Genomic DNA, 19,114 nt, shown 5'->3' with positions numbered 1-19,114 from the left:
CGTGACCCCGCTCACGTCCCCTTCACATCGGTGCACGTTGACATACCGGTCCTGTATCGGGTTACGGGCTTGGCCAGGTCACACAAACACAGCCGGGTACGGTAGGCCCGGACGGCAGCCTCCGACCGCACACCCGTGCCGGTCGGGACCGACGGAGAGGGCTGGTAGGGAACTATGGAAGAGCCGCGTCGCCTAGGCGGCCGGTACGAACTGGGCCACGTGCTCGGTCGCGGTGGCATGGCGGAGGTCTACCTCGCCCATGACACCCGGCTCGGCCGCACGGTGGCGGTGAAGACGCTGCGAGCGGACCTCGCGCGCGACCCGTCCTTCCAGGCCCGGTTCCGCCGGGAGGCCCAGTCGGCCGCCTCGCTCAACCATCCCGCGATCGTCGCGGTCTACGACACGGGCGAGGACTACATCGACGGGGTCTCGATCCCGTACATCGTCATGGAGTACGTAGACGGCTCGACGCTGCGTGAGCTGCTGCACTCCGGGCGCAAGCTGCTGCCCGAGCGCGCGATGGAAATGACCATCGGCATCCTCCAGGGCCTGGAGTACGCGCACCGCAGCGGCATCGTCCACCGTGACATCAAGCCGGCCAACGTCATGCTCACGCGCAACGGCCAGGTCAAGGTCATGGACTTCGGCATCGCCCGCGCCATGGGCGACTCCGGCATGACCATGACCCAGACGGCCGCGGTCATCGGCACGGCCCAGTACCTCTCCCCGGAGCAGGCCAAGGGCGAGCAGGTCGACGCCCGGTCCGATCTGTATTCGACCGGTTGCCTCCTGTACGAGCTGCTGACGGTACGGCCGCCCTTCGTGGGCGACTCCCCGGTGGCCGTCGCCTACCAGCACGTCCGTGAGGAACCGCAGCCCCCGTCGGTGTTCGACCCCGAGATCACGCCAGAGATGGACGCCATCGTCCTGAAGGCCCTGGTCAAGGACCCGAACTACCGCTACCAGTCGGCCGACGAGATGCGTGCCGACATCGAGGCGTGCCTCGACGGCCAGCCGGTCGCCGCCACCGCGGCGATGGGTTCGGTGGGCTACGGCTACCCGGACGACCAGCAGACGACGGCCCTGCGCTCGGACGCCGGCGCCACGACGATGCTCCCGCCGATGAACCCGGACGACGGCGGCTACGGCTACGACGAACGCCCGGACCGCCGCCGCCAGCAGAAGAAGAGCAACACCTCCACGATCCTGCTCGTGGTCGCCGGCATCCTGGTGCTGGTCGGTTCGATCCTGATCGGGAAATGGGTGGTCGGCGGCGGCGGCGCGGACAAACCCTTCGCCGTCCCGAACTTCGTGGGCTCGACCTACTCGGACGCCCAGAAGATGGCCGACAACTCGGGACTGAAACTGGCGGAGCCCACCCGCAAGCCCTGCAGCAACGCTCCCAAGGGCAGCGTCTGCTCCCAGGACCCGGCCCTCGGCTCGGACGTCAACAAGGGCGACACGATCAACCTGGTGGTGTCGACGGGCGCGCCGAAGGTAGTGGTACCGAGTGTCGTCGGCCAGAACATCGACGACGCCAAGTCGACGCTTGAGGGCGACAAGTACAAGTTCGTCGTCAAGACGAAGCAGCGGACTTCCGGGGAGGACCCCGGCACCGTCCTGGACCAGAATCCAGCCCTTGGCGCGGAGGTCCAGAAGGGCTCGACGATCACCCTCACCGTCGCCAAGGCCGAGGAGAAGGCCACGGTCCCCGATGTCACCGGCAAGAGCTGTGCCGACGCCCAGGCGGCGATGACGGCCGCCAACCTGGTCGGCAACTGCACCCAGGTGAACACCACCGACCCCAACCTGGTCAACAAGGTCGTCTCGACCGACCCTCAGGCCAACAGCCAGGTCAAGAAGAACTCCACGGTGAACATCCAGATCGGCCAGGCCCAACAGCAGACGCCGGTGCCGGAGGTACGGGGCCAGACCGTGGCCCAGGCCAAGCAGACCCTGCAAGCGGCCGGATTCACCAAGATCCAGTTCAACGGCAACCCCAGCGACGACGCGATCGTCACCGGCGAGGACCCGCAGCCCAACACCCCCGAGAGCGACCCGGGCAACACGACGATCACCCTCACCACGACCGGCGGCAACGGCAACAACGGCGGGAACAACAACGGCGGTACCAACTTCTTCGGCGGTACCGGCGGCTGACGCCCCGGTCACCACGGCGGAACCCAAGCTCCCATACCTGAGTTCCCTCATCGCTCGTTCCCTTCGGGACGAAGAGGTCATGGGTTCAAATCCCGCCACCCCGACAGCCAAAACAGCAGGTGAGTCACCTACCGATTTCGGTACGTGACTCACCTGTTTCTGCTTGCGTGTCTATCTGGGTGGCTACCGCTTTCTGCGCGCCTACGACCGCCGTTTCTGCGCGCCGAAGATCCCATCCATGACCACAGCACCGGTCTGGATCACGGGCCGGATCTGCTTCCGATAGACCTCCTCGGTGACAGCAGTCCCGGAGTGCCCGACGAGCCGAGATCTCCTCCAGCCGCACGCCCCGGTCCGAGAGCAGCGACACAAAGGTGTGCCTTGTGTCCGCAGAGGCCGTGTGCAGTTGGATCCGTCAGCACGGCGGCTTGAGCTCTCGTGGCGACTCCGGCTGGTACGACGCAGCCCGTGAGCGTGACCCGGCCGCGCTAGGTGTTCTGTCTCGGGAGGTTGTGGACGGGTGAGCCAGGTCTCGGCTGAGGGATCTTGAACAGGTGAGGGCCTTCCGGTTCGGTGTGGATTGCCCGTACTCAGGAGGCCCTCGTGTCCTACCGTCCCGCTGACGCCGACCGGCAGGCCGCGTCTGCCCGGTGTGTCGTGGACGACGACTGGCCCGTGCGCGGGCCGCGGAACGCTGCCAGGTCAGCCACACCACCGCGGCCTGCTGGGCCGGCCGCTACCGGCAGCTGGGCGCGACCGGTACGCACGATCGCTCCAGCCGCCCTCACCACAGTCCCCGCCAAACACCCACCGCGGTCGAACAGCAGGTCGTCCGGCTGCGCCGCGAGCACCTGATCGGGCCTGTGCGCAGCAGGGCTTGACCACATGGGGGGGTATCCGGTCAATCCCAGTTCGCATGTGATCGCTGCGGTGCCACAAGCGCCGCCGTGCGCGAGCGAGGCGAATCGACCTCATGGCCAAGCTCTGCGATGTCTGCTGGAACAGCATCGCCAACGAGATGGCCGAAGTCGACGGGGCCACAGCCGCCCCGCGACCCGATCCCGATCCCGACGACGCGTCATGGATCGATCCACCCAGTTGCCCCACACGTGGAGCATTGGTCGGGATATGTCCCACGAACTACGATCGTCGGGTCAGCCTCGCTGTGGTGGAACTGCCCGCCAAACGCAAGGGGGTCTGTCAGCGCAGTTCCTTCGGCGGTGTCCGCTTGCCACGCGACACCATAGTCAGACGAGAGTTCCCCATCCGATCGTGTCTTCCTATGTCATGACTCGTTGATCGGGTGGGGTGGAAAATCTGTTCGCTGCCCCGGCCGTATGGTCACGACGAATAAGGGGGCAGAACATGATCGACCAAACAGCACTGCTGGAGTCCCAGGCCCTACGCAGCAGCGTGCTGGACCGGACCGACGTCCTCACAAGGTGAAGGCTCTGTCACTGCTGCCGAACGGGATGCATGTGACTACGGCGATGATGGCGGCGTACTTCGAGGTCACCGTCGAGGCAGTCCGGCAGCTCGCCAAGCGCCACCGAGAAGAGCTGGAAGCCAGCGGCATGGTCGTGCTGCGCGGCTCTGAACTGCGGAAATTCGAGAGTGACAACTTGTCACTCTCGCTGGGAAGTTATCCACAGGCCCGGCGGAAACTCACCGTCTACTCCCGCCGAGCCATCCTCAACATTGCCATGCTCCTCCGCGACAGCGAAGTCGCACGTCAGGTACGCGTCTACCTCCTCGACATGGAGTACCTCGCCCGGGCACAGCCTGTGGATAACCCCGCCCTGACAAACCTCCGGGCCCTCGACGACCGCATCGACCAGCGCATCACCCACATCCTCGGCAAGACCGTCGCGCCGATGTTCAACGCCCTCATCGCCTCCGCAGGCGAACACCGCCACGAGCTGATCGAGCTCCGGCAGGACATCGAGCACGTGGAACGCAGGCTGTGTCAGCACCATCGGCGTATCAGCTTCCAGGAGGAAGGGCGCGCACCAGAAGTCGCCGCAGCGCTCAAGGGCATGACCTGGCAGGCACTCGAACGGCACGTCGCCGATCTTCTGCGTCGCGACGGCTGCATGGACGTCGTCGTGCGACAGGCCCACAGGGACCGGGGCATCGACGTTACGGCCCGGACCGCTGACGGACGCACCGTGGCCGTCCAGTGCAAGAACCACACAAGTCGCCGCTCCATCCGCAGCGCCGACATGCAGAAGTTCGCCGGTGCCGCACGAGCCGTCGCCCCCGCAGATATCGCTCTCTTCGTCGCCACATGCAACTTCAGTGCCGAAGCTCAGGCCATCGCCAAACTGAGCGGCATCGTGATGGTGGATCGTGACGAGTTGGCGGCGTGGAGCTCCGGAGCGCCCCTCAAAAGCCTGAGGTAACCCGAGCAACAAGGCCCGAAGTCGCAAGTCGTAGTTGCGGCTTCGGGCCTCCGCCATGCTAGGGGATCGAGTCGCCGTCAGCAGCTCAGCCGCGGAGTTCCTTCGGCGGAGTCCGCTTGCTGTCCACCTTGTCCACCCGCACCAACTCGCCCCACACCACGTACCGGTACCGGCTCGTGTACACCGGTGTGCACGTCGTCAGGGTGATGTAGTGGCCCGGCTTGGTCCTGCCGGACTCCTTGGGGACCTGGGAGAGGACCTTGACGTTGTACTTCGAGGTCTCGGGGAGGATCGAGTAGGCCTTGTAGACGTACCACTTGTCCCGTGACTCGAAGACGATCGGGTCGCCGACCTTCACCTTGTCGATGTTGTGGAACTTCGCACCGTGGCCGTCGCGGTGGGCGGCGAGGGTGAAGTTGCCGGTCTTGCCGGTGGTGGGGAGCATCGCCTTCGCGGGGTCCGTGTAGTAGCCGGCCACACCGTCGTTCAGGACGTCCGTCGACGTGCCCTTCTCGACCAGGACCTCACCGTTCTTCATCGACGGCACATGCAGGAACCCGATGCCGTTCTTCGTGTTCAGCGCACCCGGACCGGTGTCCTGCTGCGCCCAGGTGTCACGAACCTTGTCACCCTCCCGGTCCGCCTTGCGGTCCGCTATGACGTTCGTCCACCAAAGCGAGTAGACGACGAACAGGCCCAGTACCAGGCCCGCCGTGATGAGGAGTTCGCCGAAAACGCTGACCACCATCGCGAACGGGCCGATCGACCGACGGCCCGGCACGGGCGCCGCGTCCGGCGCGTCGGTCTGTTCTTCGGTGTCGTCCGCGGTCGCTGCCACTGTTTTCTCTGCCCTTACTCGACGAGCGCGTCTGGCTTGCCCTTGCTGCGCGGGCGTTCCTCGACCATCTTGCCCCACACGATCAACCGGTACTTGCTGGTGAATTCCGGTGTGCAGGTGGTCAGGGTGATGTACCGGCCCGCCTTGGTGAAGCCGGAACCCTTCGGGATCGGATCCAGCACACTCACATTGCTCGGCGACGTCACCGGCAGCATCGACGTCACCTTGTACACGAAGTACTCGTCCTGTGTCTCGACCACCACCGCGTCACCGGCCACCAGTTTGTTGATGTACCGGAACGGCTCACCGTGCGTGTTGCGGTGCGCGGCCAGGCCGAAGTTGCCGGTCTTGTCCTGCGGCATCGCGGTCTTCAGCGCACCCTCGCCGTAGTGGCCGACCATGCCCTTGTCGAGGACATTCTTGTTGCTGACACCCTCGGCTATCGGAGCCACCACATCCAGCTTGGGAATGTGCAGGATCGCGAAACCCTGCCCCGGCTCGAAGACACCCGGGGCCCGCTTGCCGCTCGCCCAGTCCTGCTGGAGGCTGCTGGCCTCCTTGCCCGCCTGGGCATGGGCGCGCACGTTCGTCCACCACAGCTGGTAGGTGACGAACAGCAGCATCAGCACACCGGTGGTGATGAACACCTCGCCTATCGCCCGGCTCGCCACGACGGCCGGACCCGGCTTGCTCAGCCGCGCCTGCCGACGGGCTTCGACCCGGGAGAGCGGCCGCCCCGGCGGGCTGTTCTCCGGCGGTGCCGTCTCCGATGCGCCACCATGACGGCCACCACGCCGCTTGGCTGCCTTTCTGCGGGCCGCTCGGCCACCCGCTGGGAGTCCAGAGGCAGAAGAGGCTGCCGTGCCCGCAGAAGCCGATACGGGCGGCGGATCGGGGATCCTCAGCGCCACGGTCTCGTCGTCCATCGACGGGAGATACGCCGTGTCCCCGAGTGCACTCGACCCCCCGTACGGCTGACGCCCGTACGAGGTGTCGGTCTCGCGCTCGGGGCGCAGCGCGGTCACGCCGTGGCCCTGCCCACCACCGGGGCGAGCCCCACCGACCTCGCCACGGCCCCCTGGTCACCGCACTCCACCAGCCAGTTGGCCAGCATCCGGTGCCCGTGCTCGGTCAGCACCGACTCGGGATGGAACTGCACACCCTCGACCAGGAGTTCACGGTGTCTGAGACCCATGATGATCCCGTCGTGGGTACGGGCCGTGACCTCCAGCTCGGCCGGGACAGTGGCCGGCTCGGCGGCAAGCGAGTGGTAGCGGGTCGCCGTGAACGGCGTCGGCAGCCCGGCGAAGACCCCCACGCCCCCGTGCTCGACCAGCGAGGTCTTGCCGTGCAGCAGCTCCGGCGCCCGGTCCACCACACCGCCGTACGCCACCTGCATCGACTGCATGCCGAGGCAGACGCCGAAGACGGGGACGCCGGTGGCCGCGCAGTGGCGGACCATCTCCACGCAGACGCCCGCCTCCTCCGGCGTGCCGGGGCCCGGCGACAGCAGGACGCCGTCGAAGCCGTCCTGGGCGTGCGCCGTCGACACCTCGTCGTTGCGCAGCACCTCGCACTCGGCGCCCAGCTGGTACAGGTACTGGACCAGGTTGAAGACGAAGCTGTCGTAGTTGTCGACGACGAGAATCCGCGCGCTCACTGGTTGTTCACCGTCACATCGTTGAAGGGCAGCAGCGGTTCGGCCCAGGGGAAGACGTACTGGAAGAGGACATAGACCACGGCCAGAACCAGAACGAGTGAGATCAACGCCCTCACCAACACGTTGCCCGGCAGATGCCGCCAGATCCAGCCGTACATGCCGTCCCTTCCGTTCCACCACGGCACCAGAATCCCGCCGTACTGCACCAGACTAACGGCGCAGCGCCCTGGGTTTGCCGGACTCAACGGGCTGTGTGGAGTCCAGATGTGCCCAGACGATCAGCCGATGGCTGTGCCCCCACTCCGGATCGCACGTGGTCAGCGTGAGATAGCGGCCTGGACGCGTATACCCCGACTTACGTGGCACAGGGTCGATCACTTCAACGTCCGTCGGAACTGTTTTGTAGGGGCCTTTGTCGATCCGATACGTGAACCAGGTCGTACCGTCCGTCAACACGATCGCATCGCCCCGGCGCAGCTTCGGGAAGTCGAGGAACGGATCACCGTACGTGCGCCGGTGGCCGGCGACCGCGAAATTGCCCTCCTGGCCCAGCCGGGCGGTACGGGCGTAGTGGGCGAGGCCCTTCTTCAGCACATCGGTGCCGGTGCCCTCCAGGACCGGCTTGTTCCACGTGAAACCGAACCGAGGGATGTACATGATCGCGAAAGGCCTGCCGTAGCGATACGCGGCGGGCTCGGCCGGGGCGGCGCTCGCGGACGCCTCCGCCGTCGGGTGCACCGTGGCACTGTCCGACCACTGCCGCTGTAACTGGTCGATCTGGTCGTGCATCACACTGTCGGCCTTCACGCCGGTCCAGAACAGCACATACACGACGAAGAGGACTATGAGCGTGCCGACGGTGATGCAGAGCTCGCTGACGGTCCTGACGATCACGCGCACCGGCGGCTCCAGAGACAACGAGCGGCTTACCCCACAGGCTTCGCGTAGTGCAGATCCACTGTGCCCGAGTAGCCCGGCAGAGTCACCGTCCCGTCCTCGGTGACTTTCCAGCCGAGGCCGTACACATTGACGTACACCATGTAGTTCTGGATCGCCTCCGAGCCCGCGAGCGCCTGCTGCATCTTCGCCGGGTCCCCCACCGCCTGGATCTTGTACGGCGGTGAGTACACCCGGCCCTGGAGGATCAGGGTGTTACCGACACAGCGCACCGCACTGGTGGAGATCAACCGCTGGTCCATGACCTTGATGCCCCGGGCCCCGCCCTGCCACAGGGCGTTCACCACGGCCTGCAGATCCTGCTGGTGGATGACCAGGTAGTCGGGCTGCGGCTCGGGATAGCCGGGAAGCTTGGCCGTGGCGTTCGGCGGGGCGTCGTTCAGCGTGACGGTGATCGCCTCGCCGGTGAGCTTCTGCGTCCCGGCATCCTTCTCCAGACCGGAGAGCTGGTCGTCCTGTGCCTTGCTGGACCCGTCGTCGCGCTCGGCGAGCTTCTCGTTGCGGTCACGCGAGCCCGCGTTGGACGCGTCCAGCTCCTTGTTCTTGCGGCTGCGCTCCTGGATCAGGTCGGACAGCTTCAGCAGATTGTCGTCCGAGCGGATGTCGGTGCCCTTGGCCGTGTTGAAGCTGGTGAAGAAGAGAAGTCCGGCCAGGGCGAAGACACCCACGGTGAGAATCCGCACCGGCCGGAAGCCACCCTTGCGGGCCGGGTCCGAACCCGTTGATCCGGTCGCGTTGGAGTCGGCAGAATTGGTCAACGTACCCTTATCTCCTTCGGCGCCGCTGAAGCACTACGCTAACGGACGCCCGGGGGAGCGGTCAGTGCGCCCTTGCTGTCCCCTTGTACGCTGCTCCGAGCCCGACCCAGTTACCTGCGCGGCCACGCAGCGCATCGACAGGAGAGACCCTCGTGCCGAAGTCACGTATCCGCAAGAAGGCCGACTACACGCCGCCCCCGGCGAAGCAGGCGACCGCCATCAAACTGACCAATCGCGCGTGGGTCGCGCCGGTGATGTTGGCCATGTTCCTCATCGGGCTGGCCTGGATCGTCGTCTTCTATGTCACCGACGGTTCACTGCCCATCGACAGCCTGGGCAACTGGAACATCGTCGTGGGCTTCGGCTTCATCGCGGCCGGCTTCGGCGTCTCGACGCAGTGGAAGTAGCTCTGCCCAGGGTTATCCGCTGAGTTATCCACAGGCCTGTGTATGGACCTGGGGAAAAGAAGACGATCTGTGGATAACCCGTAGGGCGTTGACGCCGGTACGACTACCACAACGCCCTTCGCCTAACTGTTCGCCCCCTGCCTGACCTGCGTAAACGCGAGTGAGGGACAGGGGGCACAGTTGTGCACGCACCCTGTGCACAAGATCCGCCACCGACTGTGGACAACGGTTCGGTATCGGTGCGGCGAGCCGCCGTGAACAGGCTCAGGTGAGCTGAGCGGTTCTGATCACCGTCAGGACGACGGCCACGACCAGGACCAGCGCACAGGTGCCGTACTGGATGAGGTTCCGCCGCTCGCGCGGGGCGTGGACCATCGCGTAACCGGTGATGACACCGGCGACCAGGCCGCCGATATGGGCCTGCCAGGCGATACCGCCGCTGAAGGTGAAGATGAGGTTGATCACCAGCAGGGCGATGATCGGCCGCATGTCGTAGTTGAGCCGGCGGATGAGCACCGCGGTCGCGCCGAAGAGGCCGAAGATCGCGCCGGACGCGCCGAGCGAGGGCTGGTTCTGGGCGGCCAGCAGATAGGTGAGGGCGCTGCCGGCCAGGCCTGCGACGAAGTAGAGCGTGATGTACCGGGCGCGGCCGAGGGCGGCTTCGAGGGGGCCGCCGATCCACCACAGGCTGAGCATGTTGAACGCGATGTGCATGGGGTTCGAGCTGTCGTGCAGGAACATCGCGGTCAGCAGGCGGTAGTACTGGCCCTGTGCGATGCCTTCGATGTCGCCGTACTGCGGGAACCAGGCCTGGCCGATCAGTTCGAAGCGGTTGGTGAAGCTGTCCCCGACGGAGAGCTGGACCAGGAAGACGGCGATGTTGATGCCGATCAGGATCTTGGTGAGCAGCCGTGGGTCGGCGGTGATGGTGCCGCCGGCGATGGTGCGTGGCCGGGAGTCGGCCGGGGGTGGGCCGCTCTGGCCGGTGGTGGTGCCGCGTACGCACTCGGGGCACTGGAAGCCCACGGAGGCGCTGACCATGCACTCGGGGCAGATGGGGCGCTCGCAGCGGGTGCAGCGCACGCCCGTCTCCCGGTCCGGGTGCCGGTAGCACATGGGCAGGCTGTGGGCGTCGCGCGCGCTGCCTGCCGCCTGGTCCTCCATGGGGTCCCCTCGCTCGTCGTGGGCATTGCTCTGCCCCGCACATCCTTACGGACGAGCGGGGCGTTTGGTTCCCTTGGGGCGCTTCCTTTTGGGCGCTTCCCTGGGTGTTTCCTTGTTTGGATCAGTTCTCGCGCTTCTCGACGACGACCGTCTCGACGAGGACGTCGTTCTCGGGCCGTTTGTTCGGTCCGCTGACGGTGACGGAGGCGATCTTGTCCACGACTTTCTGGCTGTCCGCGTCGACGACCTCGCCGAAGATTGTGTGCTTGCGGTTGAGGTGGGGCGCGGGGTTGACCGTGATGAAGAACTGGGAGCCGTTGGTGCGGGGGCCGGCGTTGGCCATGGCCATCAGGTAGGGGCGGTCGAAGCGGAGGTCGGGGTGGAACTCGTCCTCGAACTTGTAGCCGGGACCGCCGATGCCGGTGCCGACCGGGTCGCCGCCCTGGATCATGAAGCCGCTGATCACTCGGTGGAAGATCGTGCCGTCGTACAGGGGGTCGGTGGAGACCGTGCCGGTGGCCGGGTGGGTCCACTCACGCTCGCCCTGCGCCAGTTCTACGAAGTTCTTGACCGTCTTCGGCGCGTGGTTCGGGAAGAGCCGGACCTCGATGTCGCCGAGGCTGGTCTTCAAGGTGGCGTAGAGCTGCTCGGCCACGGTCCGCCTTCCGTTGTGCTCTGGTGTGCTCGGGCGTAACCCCGTGATGGGTTCCCCTCACGATCCTCGCACGGTATGGCAGCCCGGTCGCCCGGCTGCGGTCTCCCGGCGGAGATCCTCACGAATCGCTTGCGGAAACCCGGCGGAGTCCCCTGGAAGCTGTGACGGGTCCGCCCGGGCGGGAGCGCTGGGCGCCGATCCGTGGCATTGTCGTCGACAAGCCCCTCTTAGCTCTGGTTGCACCCGTATGCCCGTCCTCGCGCGCCGCTTGGCTCGCGGACAGGCATGATCCCTAAAAGGGTGGAAAGTCGAAATACCGTACGCCACCGAGGAGGAGGAAACCCGTGACCCGCAAAGAGAGCGTGCGCGCCGCAACCAGCTCGGCGAAGGACAGCGTGCGGCACGCCGCGGAAGTGGTGGCGCCCTACGCCGACACGGCCAAGGAGCGTGCCGCGTACTACGCACAGGAGGCACGCGTACGGCTCGCGCCCGTGGTGTCGCAGGCCGCCGAGCAGGCCCGCGTCCAGTACGACGCCCGTCTCGTCCCGCGTCTGGAGCAGGCCCGGACGCATGTGCCGCCGATGGTGGACCAGGCCGCGCATGATGCTGCCGATCTGACCCGCAAGGCTGCCCGGCAGGCCGCCGACTATTCACGTCCGAGGATCGAGCAGGCCGTGGCGGCGGCCGTGCCGGTCCGTGATGAGGCCACGACGCGGGGTGCCGCCGCGCTGGCCGCGCTGCGTGGCAATGTCTCGGCCAAGCAGATCGAGAAGCTGGCGCGCAGGAACGAGCGGCGTTCTGCGTATGGCCGTGCGTTCAAGGCGTTCGCCGTGTTCGGTGTGCTGGCCGGTGCCGCCTTCGCCGCCTGGAAGTGGTGGGACAAGCAGGCCAACCCGGACTGGCTGGTCGAGCCCCCCGCTGCCACGGAGGTTCCGGATTCGAGTCACCTGAGCTCGGTGGACGGCAGCTCTCCCCTGCACCCCGAGGTCCAGGCCAAGGAGGCGGAGGAGCAGTCGTCCCGGGACGACGAGAACCGCTGATCCCAGCGTTTCACAAACAAGAAACCCCTCTGACCTGCGTTTTCGCAGGTCAGAGGGGTTTTGTTGTGGAGCCTAGGGGAGTCGAACCCCTGACATCCGCCATGCAAAGACGGCGCTCTACCAACTGAGCTAAGGCCCCGTACGGGAAGCGGCCGGCCAAGCGGAAGGTCCGCTGGTCGGTGCCGCAGACCAGAGTACCGGGTCACCCCCCTTACCTCCCAAAAAGATTGGGGCTCCCCGCGGATGACCACGCTCCGTAAGATGCTCGGCGAGGTTCGCTGTAGCGAACCGTGGATTTTTTGGGGAAGCGATGGGGAGACGCAATGGACGCCGCACAGCAGGAAGCCACCGCCAGAGCGCGGGAGCTGCAGCGGAACTGGTACGGAGAGCCGTTGGGGGCGCTCTTCCGTAAGCTCATCGACGACCTGGGGCTCAACCAGGCACGTCTCGCGGCGGTCCTCGGACTGTCCGCGCCCATGCTGTCGCAGTTGATGAGCGGACAGCGGGCGAAGATCGGCAACCCGGCCGTGGTCCAGCGGGTGCAGCTGCTCCAGGATCTCTCGGCGCAGGTCGCGGACGGCAGTGTGAGCGCGGCCGAGGCGACCGAGCGGATGGACGAGATCAAGAAGTCCCAGGGGGGCTCGGTGCTCAGCAACACCACGCATACGACGAGCGGTTCGGGAGCGCCCACGGTCAAGCGGGTGGTCCGCGAGATCCAGTCGCTGCTGCGCTCGGTGGCCGCCGCCGGTGACATCATCGACGCTGCCGACACGCTGGCTCCGACCCATCCGGAGCTGTCGGAGTTCCTCCGGGTCTACGGCGCCGGCCGCACCTCGGACGCGGTCACGCACTACCAGTCGCACCAGAGCTGAGCCGCGGCCCGGTACACCGGAGGGGGTCCGGTGAACCGGGCGGGGCCAGGCCCTGGCCGAGGGGGTCACGCGAGAGGGGTCGTATCGCTCATCCGGGGGAAGCAAGGGGGGTGGCAGGGGGACTAGAGGGGGAGGGCTGCGGGCAGTCATGGGTGAGGTCTTCGCAGGCCGGTATGAACTGGCCGACCCGATCGGTCGTGGCGGAGTGGGTGCCGTCTGGCGCGCCTGGGACCACCGGCGCAAGCGCTATGTGGCCGCCAAGGTGCTCCAGCAGAGCGACGCCCATGCGCTTCTGCGTTTTGTGCGGGAGCAGGCGCTGCGCATCGATCATCCCCATGTCCTGGCTCCGGCCAGCTGGGCCGCCGACGACGACAAGGTCCTGTTCACGATGGACCTGGTCGCCGGCGGCTCGCTGGTCCACCTTGTCGGGGACTACGGTCCCCTGCCCCCGGTATTCGTCTCCACGCTTCTCGACCAGTTGCTCTCCGGCCTCGCCGCGGTGCATGCCGAGGGCGTGATCCACCGGGACATCAAGCCCGCGAACATCCTGCTGGAGGCCAGCGGCACCGCCCGCCCGCGCCTCCGTCTCTCCGACTTCGGTATCGCCATGCGGTTCGGCGAGGCCCGGCTGACCGAGACCAACCTCGTGGTGGGCACGCCGGGTTACATCGCCCCCGAGCAACTCCTTGGCGCAGAGCCCGACTTCACGGCCGATCTGTTCGCCGTCGGCCTGGTCGCCCTGTTCCTTCTGGAAGGCGCCAAGCCTGATGCCAAGGCGCTCGTCCAGCACTTCGCCGAACACGGCACGCCTGGGGCCCCCAAGGGCATTCCCGACCCCCTCTGGCAGGTCGTCGCCACCCTCCTCCAGCCCGACCCCCAGTCCCGCTTCCGCACGGCTACGGGCGCCCGCAAGGCCCTCGCCCAGGCCGTGGAACTGCTCCCGGAGCCGGGCATCGACGACGAGTCGATCGAGATCTTCGACCAACTCGGGTTGCTGCCATCGGGATTCGGTCCCGAGGGGCCGCTGCGGGTGGCGTCGGGGGTCGATACGGCGAGGGGGGCGACGGAATCGACGGAGACGGGTCTTACGGGGGCGACGGAATCGACGGAGACGGGTCTTACGGGGGCGACGGGAACGACGGAGACGGGTCTTACGGGACCTACGGGGGCTACGGGGGCTACGGGGGCTACGGGGACGGGAGCGGGGGCCGCCGGGGGGTCGGTGGCGGCTGCGGCCTCGGCCGGGGTGGCAGAGGCGAGTTCGGGATCGGACACGGCAGGAGAGGCGGCGGCCGGCGCGTACCCCGCCTCGGCAGCGGGCGCGTCCCCCGCCTCGGCGGCCGACGAGGGCCCCGGCTCAGCGGCCGGAGCCCGGGCGGCAGAAGACGCGGACGCTCCCCCGGCCGGCTCCTCCGTCCCTACCGGCTCCGTCCCGGCCCCCGTCGGTATGTCCGACACCGGCAGCTTCCGGCTCCCGCCGCCCGAGACGCCGATACCCCCCACTCCGTATTCGGAGCGGCCGCAGCTGACGCCGCCGTACTCGCCGTACGCCCACCAGCAGCCGCAACCGCAGCCACATCCAGCCACTCCCGTCCCGCAGCCCCATACCCTCTGGCCCACCGCACAACCCCTGCCACCGGCCCAGCCGCATGCCGACACCACCACGGCCACCTACACCGTCCGCGACCCGCAGCCGGCACCGCAGGCCTCGCAGTCGTCGGTGCGTACCCACGGGCGGCGTCGGCGGCGGGCGCGTCGGCCCGGGCCGCCCGTGAAGGCCGCGGTGCCCATCCTGCTGCTGGCGCTGGCCTGTTACGCCGTGGGTTTCTGGGCGTTGACCCGGATCTGAGCGCGGCGGGCGGTCAGGGTCCACACGCCCAGGACCAGGAGCAGGGCCGTGCCCGTGCCGATCCCGCCGGCCGCGAGCACCCGCATCGCCGTGTGGTCGTCGCCGGTCGCGGCCGGCAGGTCGCCGCCCTGGTCCGACGGCGCGTCGAAGACGCCCTTCGGGACGGGCGAACCGGCGTAGTGGGGGCCGGAGTTCGGGGTGCCGTCGACGCGGACCCGGAGTGTCACGTCGTACGGCCCCCTCCCGAACGTGTCCGCCGTCTGGCCGGTGAGGTGGACGACGAGGTAGTAGGCGCCGGCGAAGCGGACGGCGTTCTCCTCGCCGGGGACGGCGTACCGGTTGGCGTAGGCCACGGGTGGCAGGGGGTCGAGGGAGGACGACTTCTGGGTGCCGTCGTAGCCGAGGGAGACGTCGTCGACGTAGCCGCGGACCGGGTTGTAGAGGGAGAGGTTGAGCGCGGCGCTGACGTAGCCGTGGGTGTCGCCGCTGCTGCTGCCCATTTCGACGGTGGTGTGCAGTTGCTGTCCCCAGTCGAGGGGGACGGCGTAGTAGAGGGTCTGGCCCGGGGTGATGCCGGTCTGCCAGACGCCCGCGCCCAGTGTCCGGGCTGTGGTGAAGCCGGCGCCGGCGGTGCGGCGGTGGGGGTCGCCGGTGAGGGGCTCGGGGGACGCGGAGTTCCAGGTCTCGGGGGCGGTGGTGGCGCCGGCCTTGGCCAGGCCCGGTTCGGTGACGGGGGCGATCTCCAGGTTCCAGCTGCCAGGGGACGTGGTCTTCGAGCCGGACGCGAGCCGCTGGACGGTCACGTAGTACGTGCCCGCGTCCTGGCACAGTGCCTTGCCCGCGTCCCGTCGCCCCAGCGCCGTGACCGGCCGGGGGCTCAGTCCGGCGCCGAAGCGGGCGCCGTCGTAGCCGCAGGAGGCGCCGTTGGCGTCCTCGATCGAGACGGCGATGCCGTCGCTCGCGGAGACGGTGGCGTCGGTCGGCGGGACGGCGGTGACGGGGACGTAGGCCGTGGTGACGGCGGCGAGTTCGAGGCGGAAGTACAGCTCGCCCTTGTCCGGCAGGGTGCTGCGGTAGGTCGTGCCGGGCTTCAGCGGTACGGCGTCCGCGGTGTTCGTCGCTCCGGTGATCGTGCGGGCGTCCGGGGCGAAGGCGTAGCCGCTGCCGCCGTCCGCCGCAACCGGAGAGGCCGGGAGCAGTGGCGTCAGTGCGAGGGCGGCCGCCACGCCGATGCCCCGCCACGCCGCCGTACGCCACCGTCGTATCACGCACGCCCCCAGCCGTCGCTCGCCGACCGTCGAAGTCCCGGACCGGCTGTCGGCCCCATACTGCCGCGCGCGCCCTCGTGCCACCCGTCAATCCGTACGACCGCCCGAAACACTCGCCTCGCACGACCCGCCGGACAACGCAAAACCCCGACCGCGAGGCGGCCGGGGTCTCAGTGTCGTTGGTTGTCGGTACTCACGAACCCGTGGGCACGGAGTCAGTCGCCTCCGTCCACAGATCCTGCTCGGCGCGATCCGCCTGGATCTGGCGGTACACGAGGAGCCCGCCGATGGCGGCCAGTGCGACCAGGAGCAGCTTCTTCACCGCGCGACCTCGTCTCTTCCTTGACGTAGGGGACCTCTGGCGCCCGACTATACACACCGACCGATATCGATCGGTGACCTGGCATCCGGCCCCAACTGCGGCTCACCGCAAGGCGTTGCACAAGGGCCTCGGAGAGGCTTCGGCCGAGGCCGGGCCGTTCCGATCGGAGGGTGATCACACTCCCACGGACGGTTACTTTGCTCCCTCTCGTCTGCTTTCAGGGGCCTTTCTTCCGATTATTCGGGCCTCATGCGTCCGTCCGGGTGGTGTTCATCGGAACATCGACGCGCCACAGCTCGACGTCCCCCACTTCGCGATCCCCATACACATCATGAGGAAAGTACGCAAATCGCCCAACCCGAAAGTGAGGGGCCATGGCCCGGAACACCAAGGTCATGAAGATGTGGACCGCCTTCGTCACCGCCTTCCTCGCGCTGTGCACGGCGCTCGGACTCATCTCCGCCGCCACCGCCGCCGCGGTACCGCAGACCGAGACCCCGCGCAACAACAACAGCGGAGACGACCACAGCCCCGCCGGCCGGGTGATGATCCCGGCACAGACCCACTGGCTCTGGTCCCAGGCCAGGTCACTGCCCCCCACGATGAAGCAGCGCATCCGGGCCGAGGCCCACGGCAAGACCCCCAGCTGCCGCCAGCGGCCCCTTGACACGACCGAGCCCGAGACCCCGGCCGAACCCCCAGCGGCACCCCTGGACTGCTGATCCCCCACCAGACGGCTCAGACGCAACGGCGCAAGGGCGACTTGCGTACGTACCAGCGCCTACTGCGACACAGATCCGCGACCGGGAACCGGCCGCGGGTCTTCGCATGCCCGGCCGCACCGTGGGGCGTTCGACTCTTCAACTCCTCTTGAGGAGCCGTAGGCTGAAGCCGTGCCCAAGGCGTACGAGGAGATCGCCGACGACCTCCGCCGCTCCATCCGGAACGGCGAGCCCAAGCCCGGTTCGCGGCTGCCCTCCGAGGCGGAGCTGGCCCGGCACTACGGCCGGAGCGTGCCCACGATCCAGAACGCGCTGCGGCTGCTGAGCGCGGAGGGTCTGATCGACAAGCGGCACGGCAGCGGCAACTTCGTGCGCAGGCCCCGCACCCGCGCGGTCCGTGACAACACCCGGCACCAGTGGGAGAAGGACCGCGCCAGGATGCCGGAGGCCACCCGGGCCGCCACGGGCGCGACCGAACACGAGACCGGGCTGGTCCTCGACGACCTGGTCTTCTTCGCCCGCTACCGCGAGCTGACCGCGCCCAGCGACCTCGCCGACGCGTTCGGGGTGCCGGAGGGCACCGTGCTCCTGGAACGTACCTACCGGACCCGCTACTCGGCCGAGTCCGCGCCCTTCAGCCTGGTGAGTTCCTATCTCATCCGGGACATGATCGCCGCGAACCCGGCGCTCTTGGACCAGACCAGGGAGCCCTGGCCGGGCGGCACCCAGAACCAGCTGCACACCGTCGGCATCGAGGTCGCCCGTGTCGAGGAACGCTTCACCGCCCGGCCGCCGACGCCCGAGGAGGCCCGGGAGCTGGACCTGCCGGCCGGTACCTCGGTGATCCTGTTGCGCAAGACCTCGTACGACATCCACGACTGCATCGTGGACATCTCCATCGTCACGCTTCCCGGCGACCGCACGGAACTGCTCTTCACCACGCACCTGGAAAGGTGGTGAGCGCGGCTGTGAGCCGGTGCGTCACCGTCGTCACCGCGGTCCACGCGCCGTCGGCCCGCTTCCTGCCGGAGGCCTACAAGTCGCTGTGCGAACAGCGGCTGCCGGCCGGCTGGGAGTGGCAGTGGCTGATCCAGGAGGACGGCCACGGCGACGAGGTCCGCCCGTACGTCCCCGCCGACGCCCGGGTGTCGTTCCGGCAGGGCCGTCCCGGCGGTCCCGGGGTCGCCCGCACCATCGCGCTGGCCCGGGCCGAGGGACCGTACGTCAGGATCCTCGACGCCGACGACCAGCTCGCACCGGGCACCCTGGCCCGCGACCTGGCCGTCCTCGAGGCCCGCCCGGCGGTCGGCTGGGCCACCTCGCGCGTCCTCGACCTGCTGCCCGACGGCTCCACGGCCGGCTTCCCCGGCGATCCGGAGGAGGGGCCGATCGAGCGCGGGTCCGTGCTCGACTTCTGGACGGCGAACGACTTCCGCGCCCAGGTCCACCCGGCCAGCCTCTTCGTCCGCCGTGAGCTGCTGCTCGCCCTGGGCGGCTGGATGGCGCTGCCCGCCTCCGAGGACACCGGGCTGCTGCTGGCCCTGAACGCGGTGAGCCGGGGCTGGTTCTCGGCCCAGACCGGGCTGCTCTACCGCAAGTGGGAGGGCCAGGTCACCGCCCGACCCGCCCATGGCGACCCGGCCGAACGGCAGGCCAGGATGGCGGTCGTGGCGGCGCGGGCGCGGGCGTTGGCGGAGTTCGGCTGGCAGTACCCGGCGGCTGCCGGCTAGTGGACGCACGTGTCCGGCCGCGGCTGCCGGCCAGGGCCTGTCCGGCGGATCATGCCGCAGACGCGGGGTGTGGCACGCCCCCCAGAGGGGAGACCCCCCAGCGGCGTTGTCGTCGGTCGCCGACGTCCCCCAGCCTTCGGCCGGGGGTGCCCGCCACCGCATCGCCCACCGCGATGGGATGCCCCCGCGCGAGCTTGTTCGAGCGTGGGGAAGGCTGGTCGGCTACGCCTCTTCCGCCTCGCGGCTGCACGCACCACACCCCGCTCACCGGCGTCGACGAGTCACCGCTGACGCCGGACAGGCCCTGGTG

19 protein-coding genes, 1 tRNA gene and 2 pseudogenes are annotated in these 19,114 nt (G+C 68.3%); 10 read left to right on the top strand and 12 right to left on the bottom strand.

Translation table 11 applies throughout. From position 1 onward, the window contains the following. The first annotated feature begins 174 nt into the window (after nt 1–174). Complete coding sequence (gene pknB / locus ACZ7OO_RS11435) at nt 175–2,160, top strand: Stk1 family PASTA domain-containing Ser/Thr kinase (protein WP_471503809.1); 1,986 nt, start codon at nt 175–177, stop codon at nt 2,158–2,160. A 201-nt stretch (nt 2,161–2,361) separates the two neighbouring features. Here the strand turns inward: pknB and ACZ7OO_RS11430 are convergent. Next, nucleotides 2,362–2,548, bottom strand: a pseudogene (locus ACZ7OO_RS11430) (site-specific integrase); the annotation flags it as partial. A gap of 192 nt (nt 2,549–2,740) precedes the next feature. On the opposite strand from ACZ7OO_RS11430, the pseudogene ACZ7OO_RS11425 reads away from it, so the two are divergent. Both ACZ7OO_RS11425 and ACZ7OO_RS11420 read left to right on the top strand, forming a co-directional pair. Beyond that, nucleotides 2,741–3,029, top strand: a pseudogene (locus ACZ7OO_RS11425) (leucine zipper domain-containing protein); the annotation flags it as partial. A gap of 573 nt (nt 3,030–3,602) precedes the next feature. Then, a complete protein-coding gene (locus ACZ7OO_RS11420; protein ID WP_471503807.1) occupies nt 3,603–4,562 on the top strand; it encodes a restriction endonuclease in 960 nt (319 codons plus the stop codon). Nucleotides 4,563–4,647: 85 nt separating this feature from the next. On the opposite strand, the gene ACZ7OO_RS11415 is transcribed toward ACZ7OO_RS11420, so the two are convergent. Genes ACZ7OO_RS11415 through ACZ7OO_RS11390 form a run of 6 tightly spaced genes read right to left on the bottom strand, consistent with a single transcriptional unit; the run spans nt 4,648 to nt 8,775 of the window. Then, the gene (locus tag ACZ7OO_RS11415; RefSeq protein WP_471503806.1) at nt 4,648–5,400 is read right to left on the bottom strand and encodes a class E sortase; all 753 of its coding nucleotides are present in this window, start codon (nt 5,398–5,400) and stop codon (nt 4,648–4,650) included. Between the two features lie 14 nt (nt 5,401–5,414). Next, nucleotides 5,415–6,425, bottom strand: a complete 1,011-nt coding sequence (locus ACZ7OO_RS11410) for a class E sortase (protein ID WP_471503804.1) — start codon at nt 6,423–6,425, stop codon at nt 5,415–5,417. Continuing rightward, nucleotides 6,422–7,060 carry an aminodeoxychorismate/anthranilate synthase component II gene (locus ACZ7OO_RS11405; protein ID WP_471503802.1) on the bottom strand — a complete coding sequence of 213 codons (639 nt, stop codon included), beginning with the start codon at nt 7,058–7,060 and terminating at the stop codon, nt 6,422–6,424. The genes ACZ7OO_RS11410 and ACZ7OO_RS11405 overlap by 4 nt, the downstream gene beginning before the upstream one ends. Continuing rightward, nucleotides 7,057–7,266, bottom strand: coding sequence for a hypothetical protein (locus ACZ7OO_RS11400; protein ID WP_471504274.1), 210 nt, complete (start codon nt 7,264–7,266; stop codon nt 7,057–7,059). Before ACZ7OO_RS11400 ends, ACZ7OO_RS11405 begins: the two co-directional genes overlap by 4 nt. 4 nt (nt 7,267–7,270) lie before the next feature. Next, complete coding sequence (locus ACZ7OO_RS11395; protein ID WP_471503800.1) at nt 7,271–7,960, bottom strand: class E sortase; 690 nt, start codon at nt 7,958–7,960, stop codon at nt 7,271–7,273. Between the two features lie 26 nt (nt 7,961–7,986). After that, nucleotides 7,987–8,775: a DUF881 domain-containing protein gene (locus ACZ7OO_RS11390; RefSeq protein WP_471503798.1), complete on the bottom strand. Its 789-nt coding sequence runs from the start codon at nt 8,773–8,775 to the stop codon at nt 7,987–7,989. Nucleotides 8,776–8,927: 152 nt separating this feature from the next. Between ACZ7OO_RS11390 and crgA the strand changes: the two genes are divergently transcribed. Then, nucleotides 8,928–9,182: a cell division protein CrgA gene (gene crgA, locus ACZ7OO_RS11385; RefSeq protein ID WP_471503796.1), complete on the top strand. Its 255-nt coding sequence runs from the start codon at nt 8,928–8,930 to the stop codon at nt 9,180–9,182. Between the two features lie 264 nt (nt 9,183–9,446). Here the strand turns inward: crgA and ACZ7OO_RS11380 are convergent, their stop codons facing one another. Next, a complete protein-coding gene (locus ACZ7OO_RS11380) occupies nt 9,447–10,346 on the bottom strand; it encodes a rhomboid family intramembrane serine protease (RefSeq protein ID WP_471503794.1) in 900 nt (299 codons plus the stop codon). Nucleotides 10,347–10,467: 121 nt separating this feature from the next. Further along, on the bottom strand, nt 10,468–11,001 hold the full coding sequence (locus ACZ7OO_RS11375) for a peptidylprolyl isomerase (protein WP_471503792.1): 534 nt from the start codon (nt 10,999–11,001) through the stop codon (nt 10,468–10,470). A gap of 344 nt (nt 11,002–11,345) precedes the next feature. Between ACZ7OO_RS11375 and ACZ7OO_RS11370 the strand changes: the two genes are divergently transcribed. After that, nucleotides 11,346–12,041, top strand: coding sequence for a DUF5324 family protein (locus ACZ7OO_RS11370; RefSeq protein WP_471503790.1), 696 nt, complete (start codon nt 11,346–11,348; stop codon nt 12,039–12,041). Nucleotides 12,042–12,107: 66 nt separating this feature from the next. Here ACZ7OO_RS11370 and ACZ7OO_RS11365 read toward each other — a convergent pair. Beyond that, nucleotides 12,108–12,180, bottom strand: a tRNA-Ala gene (locus ACZ7OO_RS11365). A gap of 184 nt (nt 12,181–12,364) precedes the next feature. On the opposite strand from ACZ7OO_RS11365, the gene ACZ7OO_RS11360 reads away from it, so the two are divergent. Next, nucleotides 12,365–12,913, top strand: coding sequence for a helix-turn-helix domain-containing protein (locus ACZ7OO_RS11360; RefSeq protein WP_471503788.1), 549 nt, complete (start codon nt 12,365–12,367; stop codon nt 12,911–12,913). A 148-nt stretch (nt 12,914–13,061) separates the two neighbouring features. Next, nucleotides 13,062–14,762 carry a serine/threonine-protein kinase gene (locus tag ACZ7OO_RS11355; RefSeq protein WP_471503786.1) on the top strand — a complete coding sequence of 567 codons (1,701 nt, stop codon included), beginning with the start codon at nt 13,062–13,064 and terminating at the stop codon, nt 14,760–14,762. Here ACZ7OO_RS11355 and ACZ7OO_RS11350 read toward each other — a convergent pair. Together ACZ7OO_RS11350 and ACZ7OO_RS11345 are read right to left on the bottom strand one after the other, a co-directional pair. Beyond that, on the bottom strand, nt 14,726–16,030 hold the full coding sequence (locus ACZ7OO_RS11350) for a hypothetical protein (protein WP_471503784.1): 1,305 nt from the start codon (nt 16,028–16,030) through the stop codon (nt 14,726–14,728). The two genes, ACZ7OO_RS11355 and ACZ7OO_RS11350, sit on opposite strands and share 37 nt — an antisense overlap. A 193-nt stretch (nt 16,031–16,223) precedes the next feature. Further along, nucleotides 16,224–16,352: a DLW-39 family protein gene (locus tag ACZ7OO_RS11345; RefSeq protein ID WP_003999697.1), complete on the bottom strand. Its 129-nt coding sequence runs from the start codon at nt 16,350–16,352 to the stop codon at nt 16,224–16,226. A 374-nt stretch (nt 16,353–16,726) separates the two neighbouring features. On the opposite strand from ACZ7OO_RS11345, the gene ACZ7OO_RS11340 reads away from it, so the two are divergent. From ACZ7OO_RS11340 to ACZ7OO_RS11330, 3 genes are all read left to right on the top strand, one after another. Next, nucleotides 16,727–17,074: a DUF6344 domain-containing protein gene (locus tag ACZ7OO_RS11340; RefSeq protein WP_471503782.1), complete on the top strand. Its 348-nt coding sequence runs from the start codon at nt 16,727–16,729 to the stop codon at nt 17,072–17,074. Nucleotides 17,075–17,245: 171 nt separating this feature from the next. Next, the gene (locus ACZ7OO_RS11335) at nt 17,246–18,034 is read left to right on the top strand and encodes a GntR family transcriptional regulator (RefSeq protein ID WP_471503780.1); all 789 of its coding nucleotides are present in this window, start codon (nt 17,246–17,248) and stop codon (nt 18,032–18,034) included. Then, a complete protein-coding gene (locus ACZ7OO_RS11330; RefSeq protein ID WP_471503778.1) occupies nt 18,031–18,804 on the top strand; it encodes a glycosyltransferase family 2 protein in 774 nt (257 codons plus the stop codon). Before ACZ7OO_RS11335 ends, ACZ7OO_RS11330 begins: the two co-directional genes overlap by 4 nt. Nucleotides 18,805–19,114: the final 310 nt, after the last annotated feature.

The organism is Streptomyces sp. NPDC111744 (assembly GCF_055634995.1).
Note: the sequence above shows the minus strand (reverse complement) of the source record. Positions and strands in the feature narration are given on the sequence as shown.

Bases quoted from the DNA above. Each gene is read 5' to 3' on its own strand.
- ACZ7OO_RS11380 (WP_471503794.1), bottom strand. From the start codon at position 10,346: ATGGAGGACCAGGCGGCAGGCAGCGCGCGCGACGCCCACAGCCTGCCC.
- pknB (WP_471503809.1), top strand. From the start codon at position 175: ATGGAAGAGCCGCGTCGCCTAGGCGGCCGGTACGAACTGGGCCACGTG.
- ACZ7OO_RS11340 (WP_471503782.1), top strand. From the start codon at position 16,727: ATGGCCCGGAACACCAAGGTCATGAAGATGTGGACCGCCTTCGTCACC.
- ACZ7OO_RS11355 (WP_471503786.1), top strand. From the start codon at position 13,062: ATGGGTGAGGTCTTCGCAGGCCGGTATGAACTGGCCGACCCGATCGGT.
- ACZ7OO_RS11360 (WP_471503788.1), top strand. From the start codon at position 12,365: ATGGACGCCGCACAGCAGGAAGCCACCGCCAGAGCGCGGGAGCTGCAG.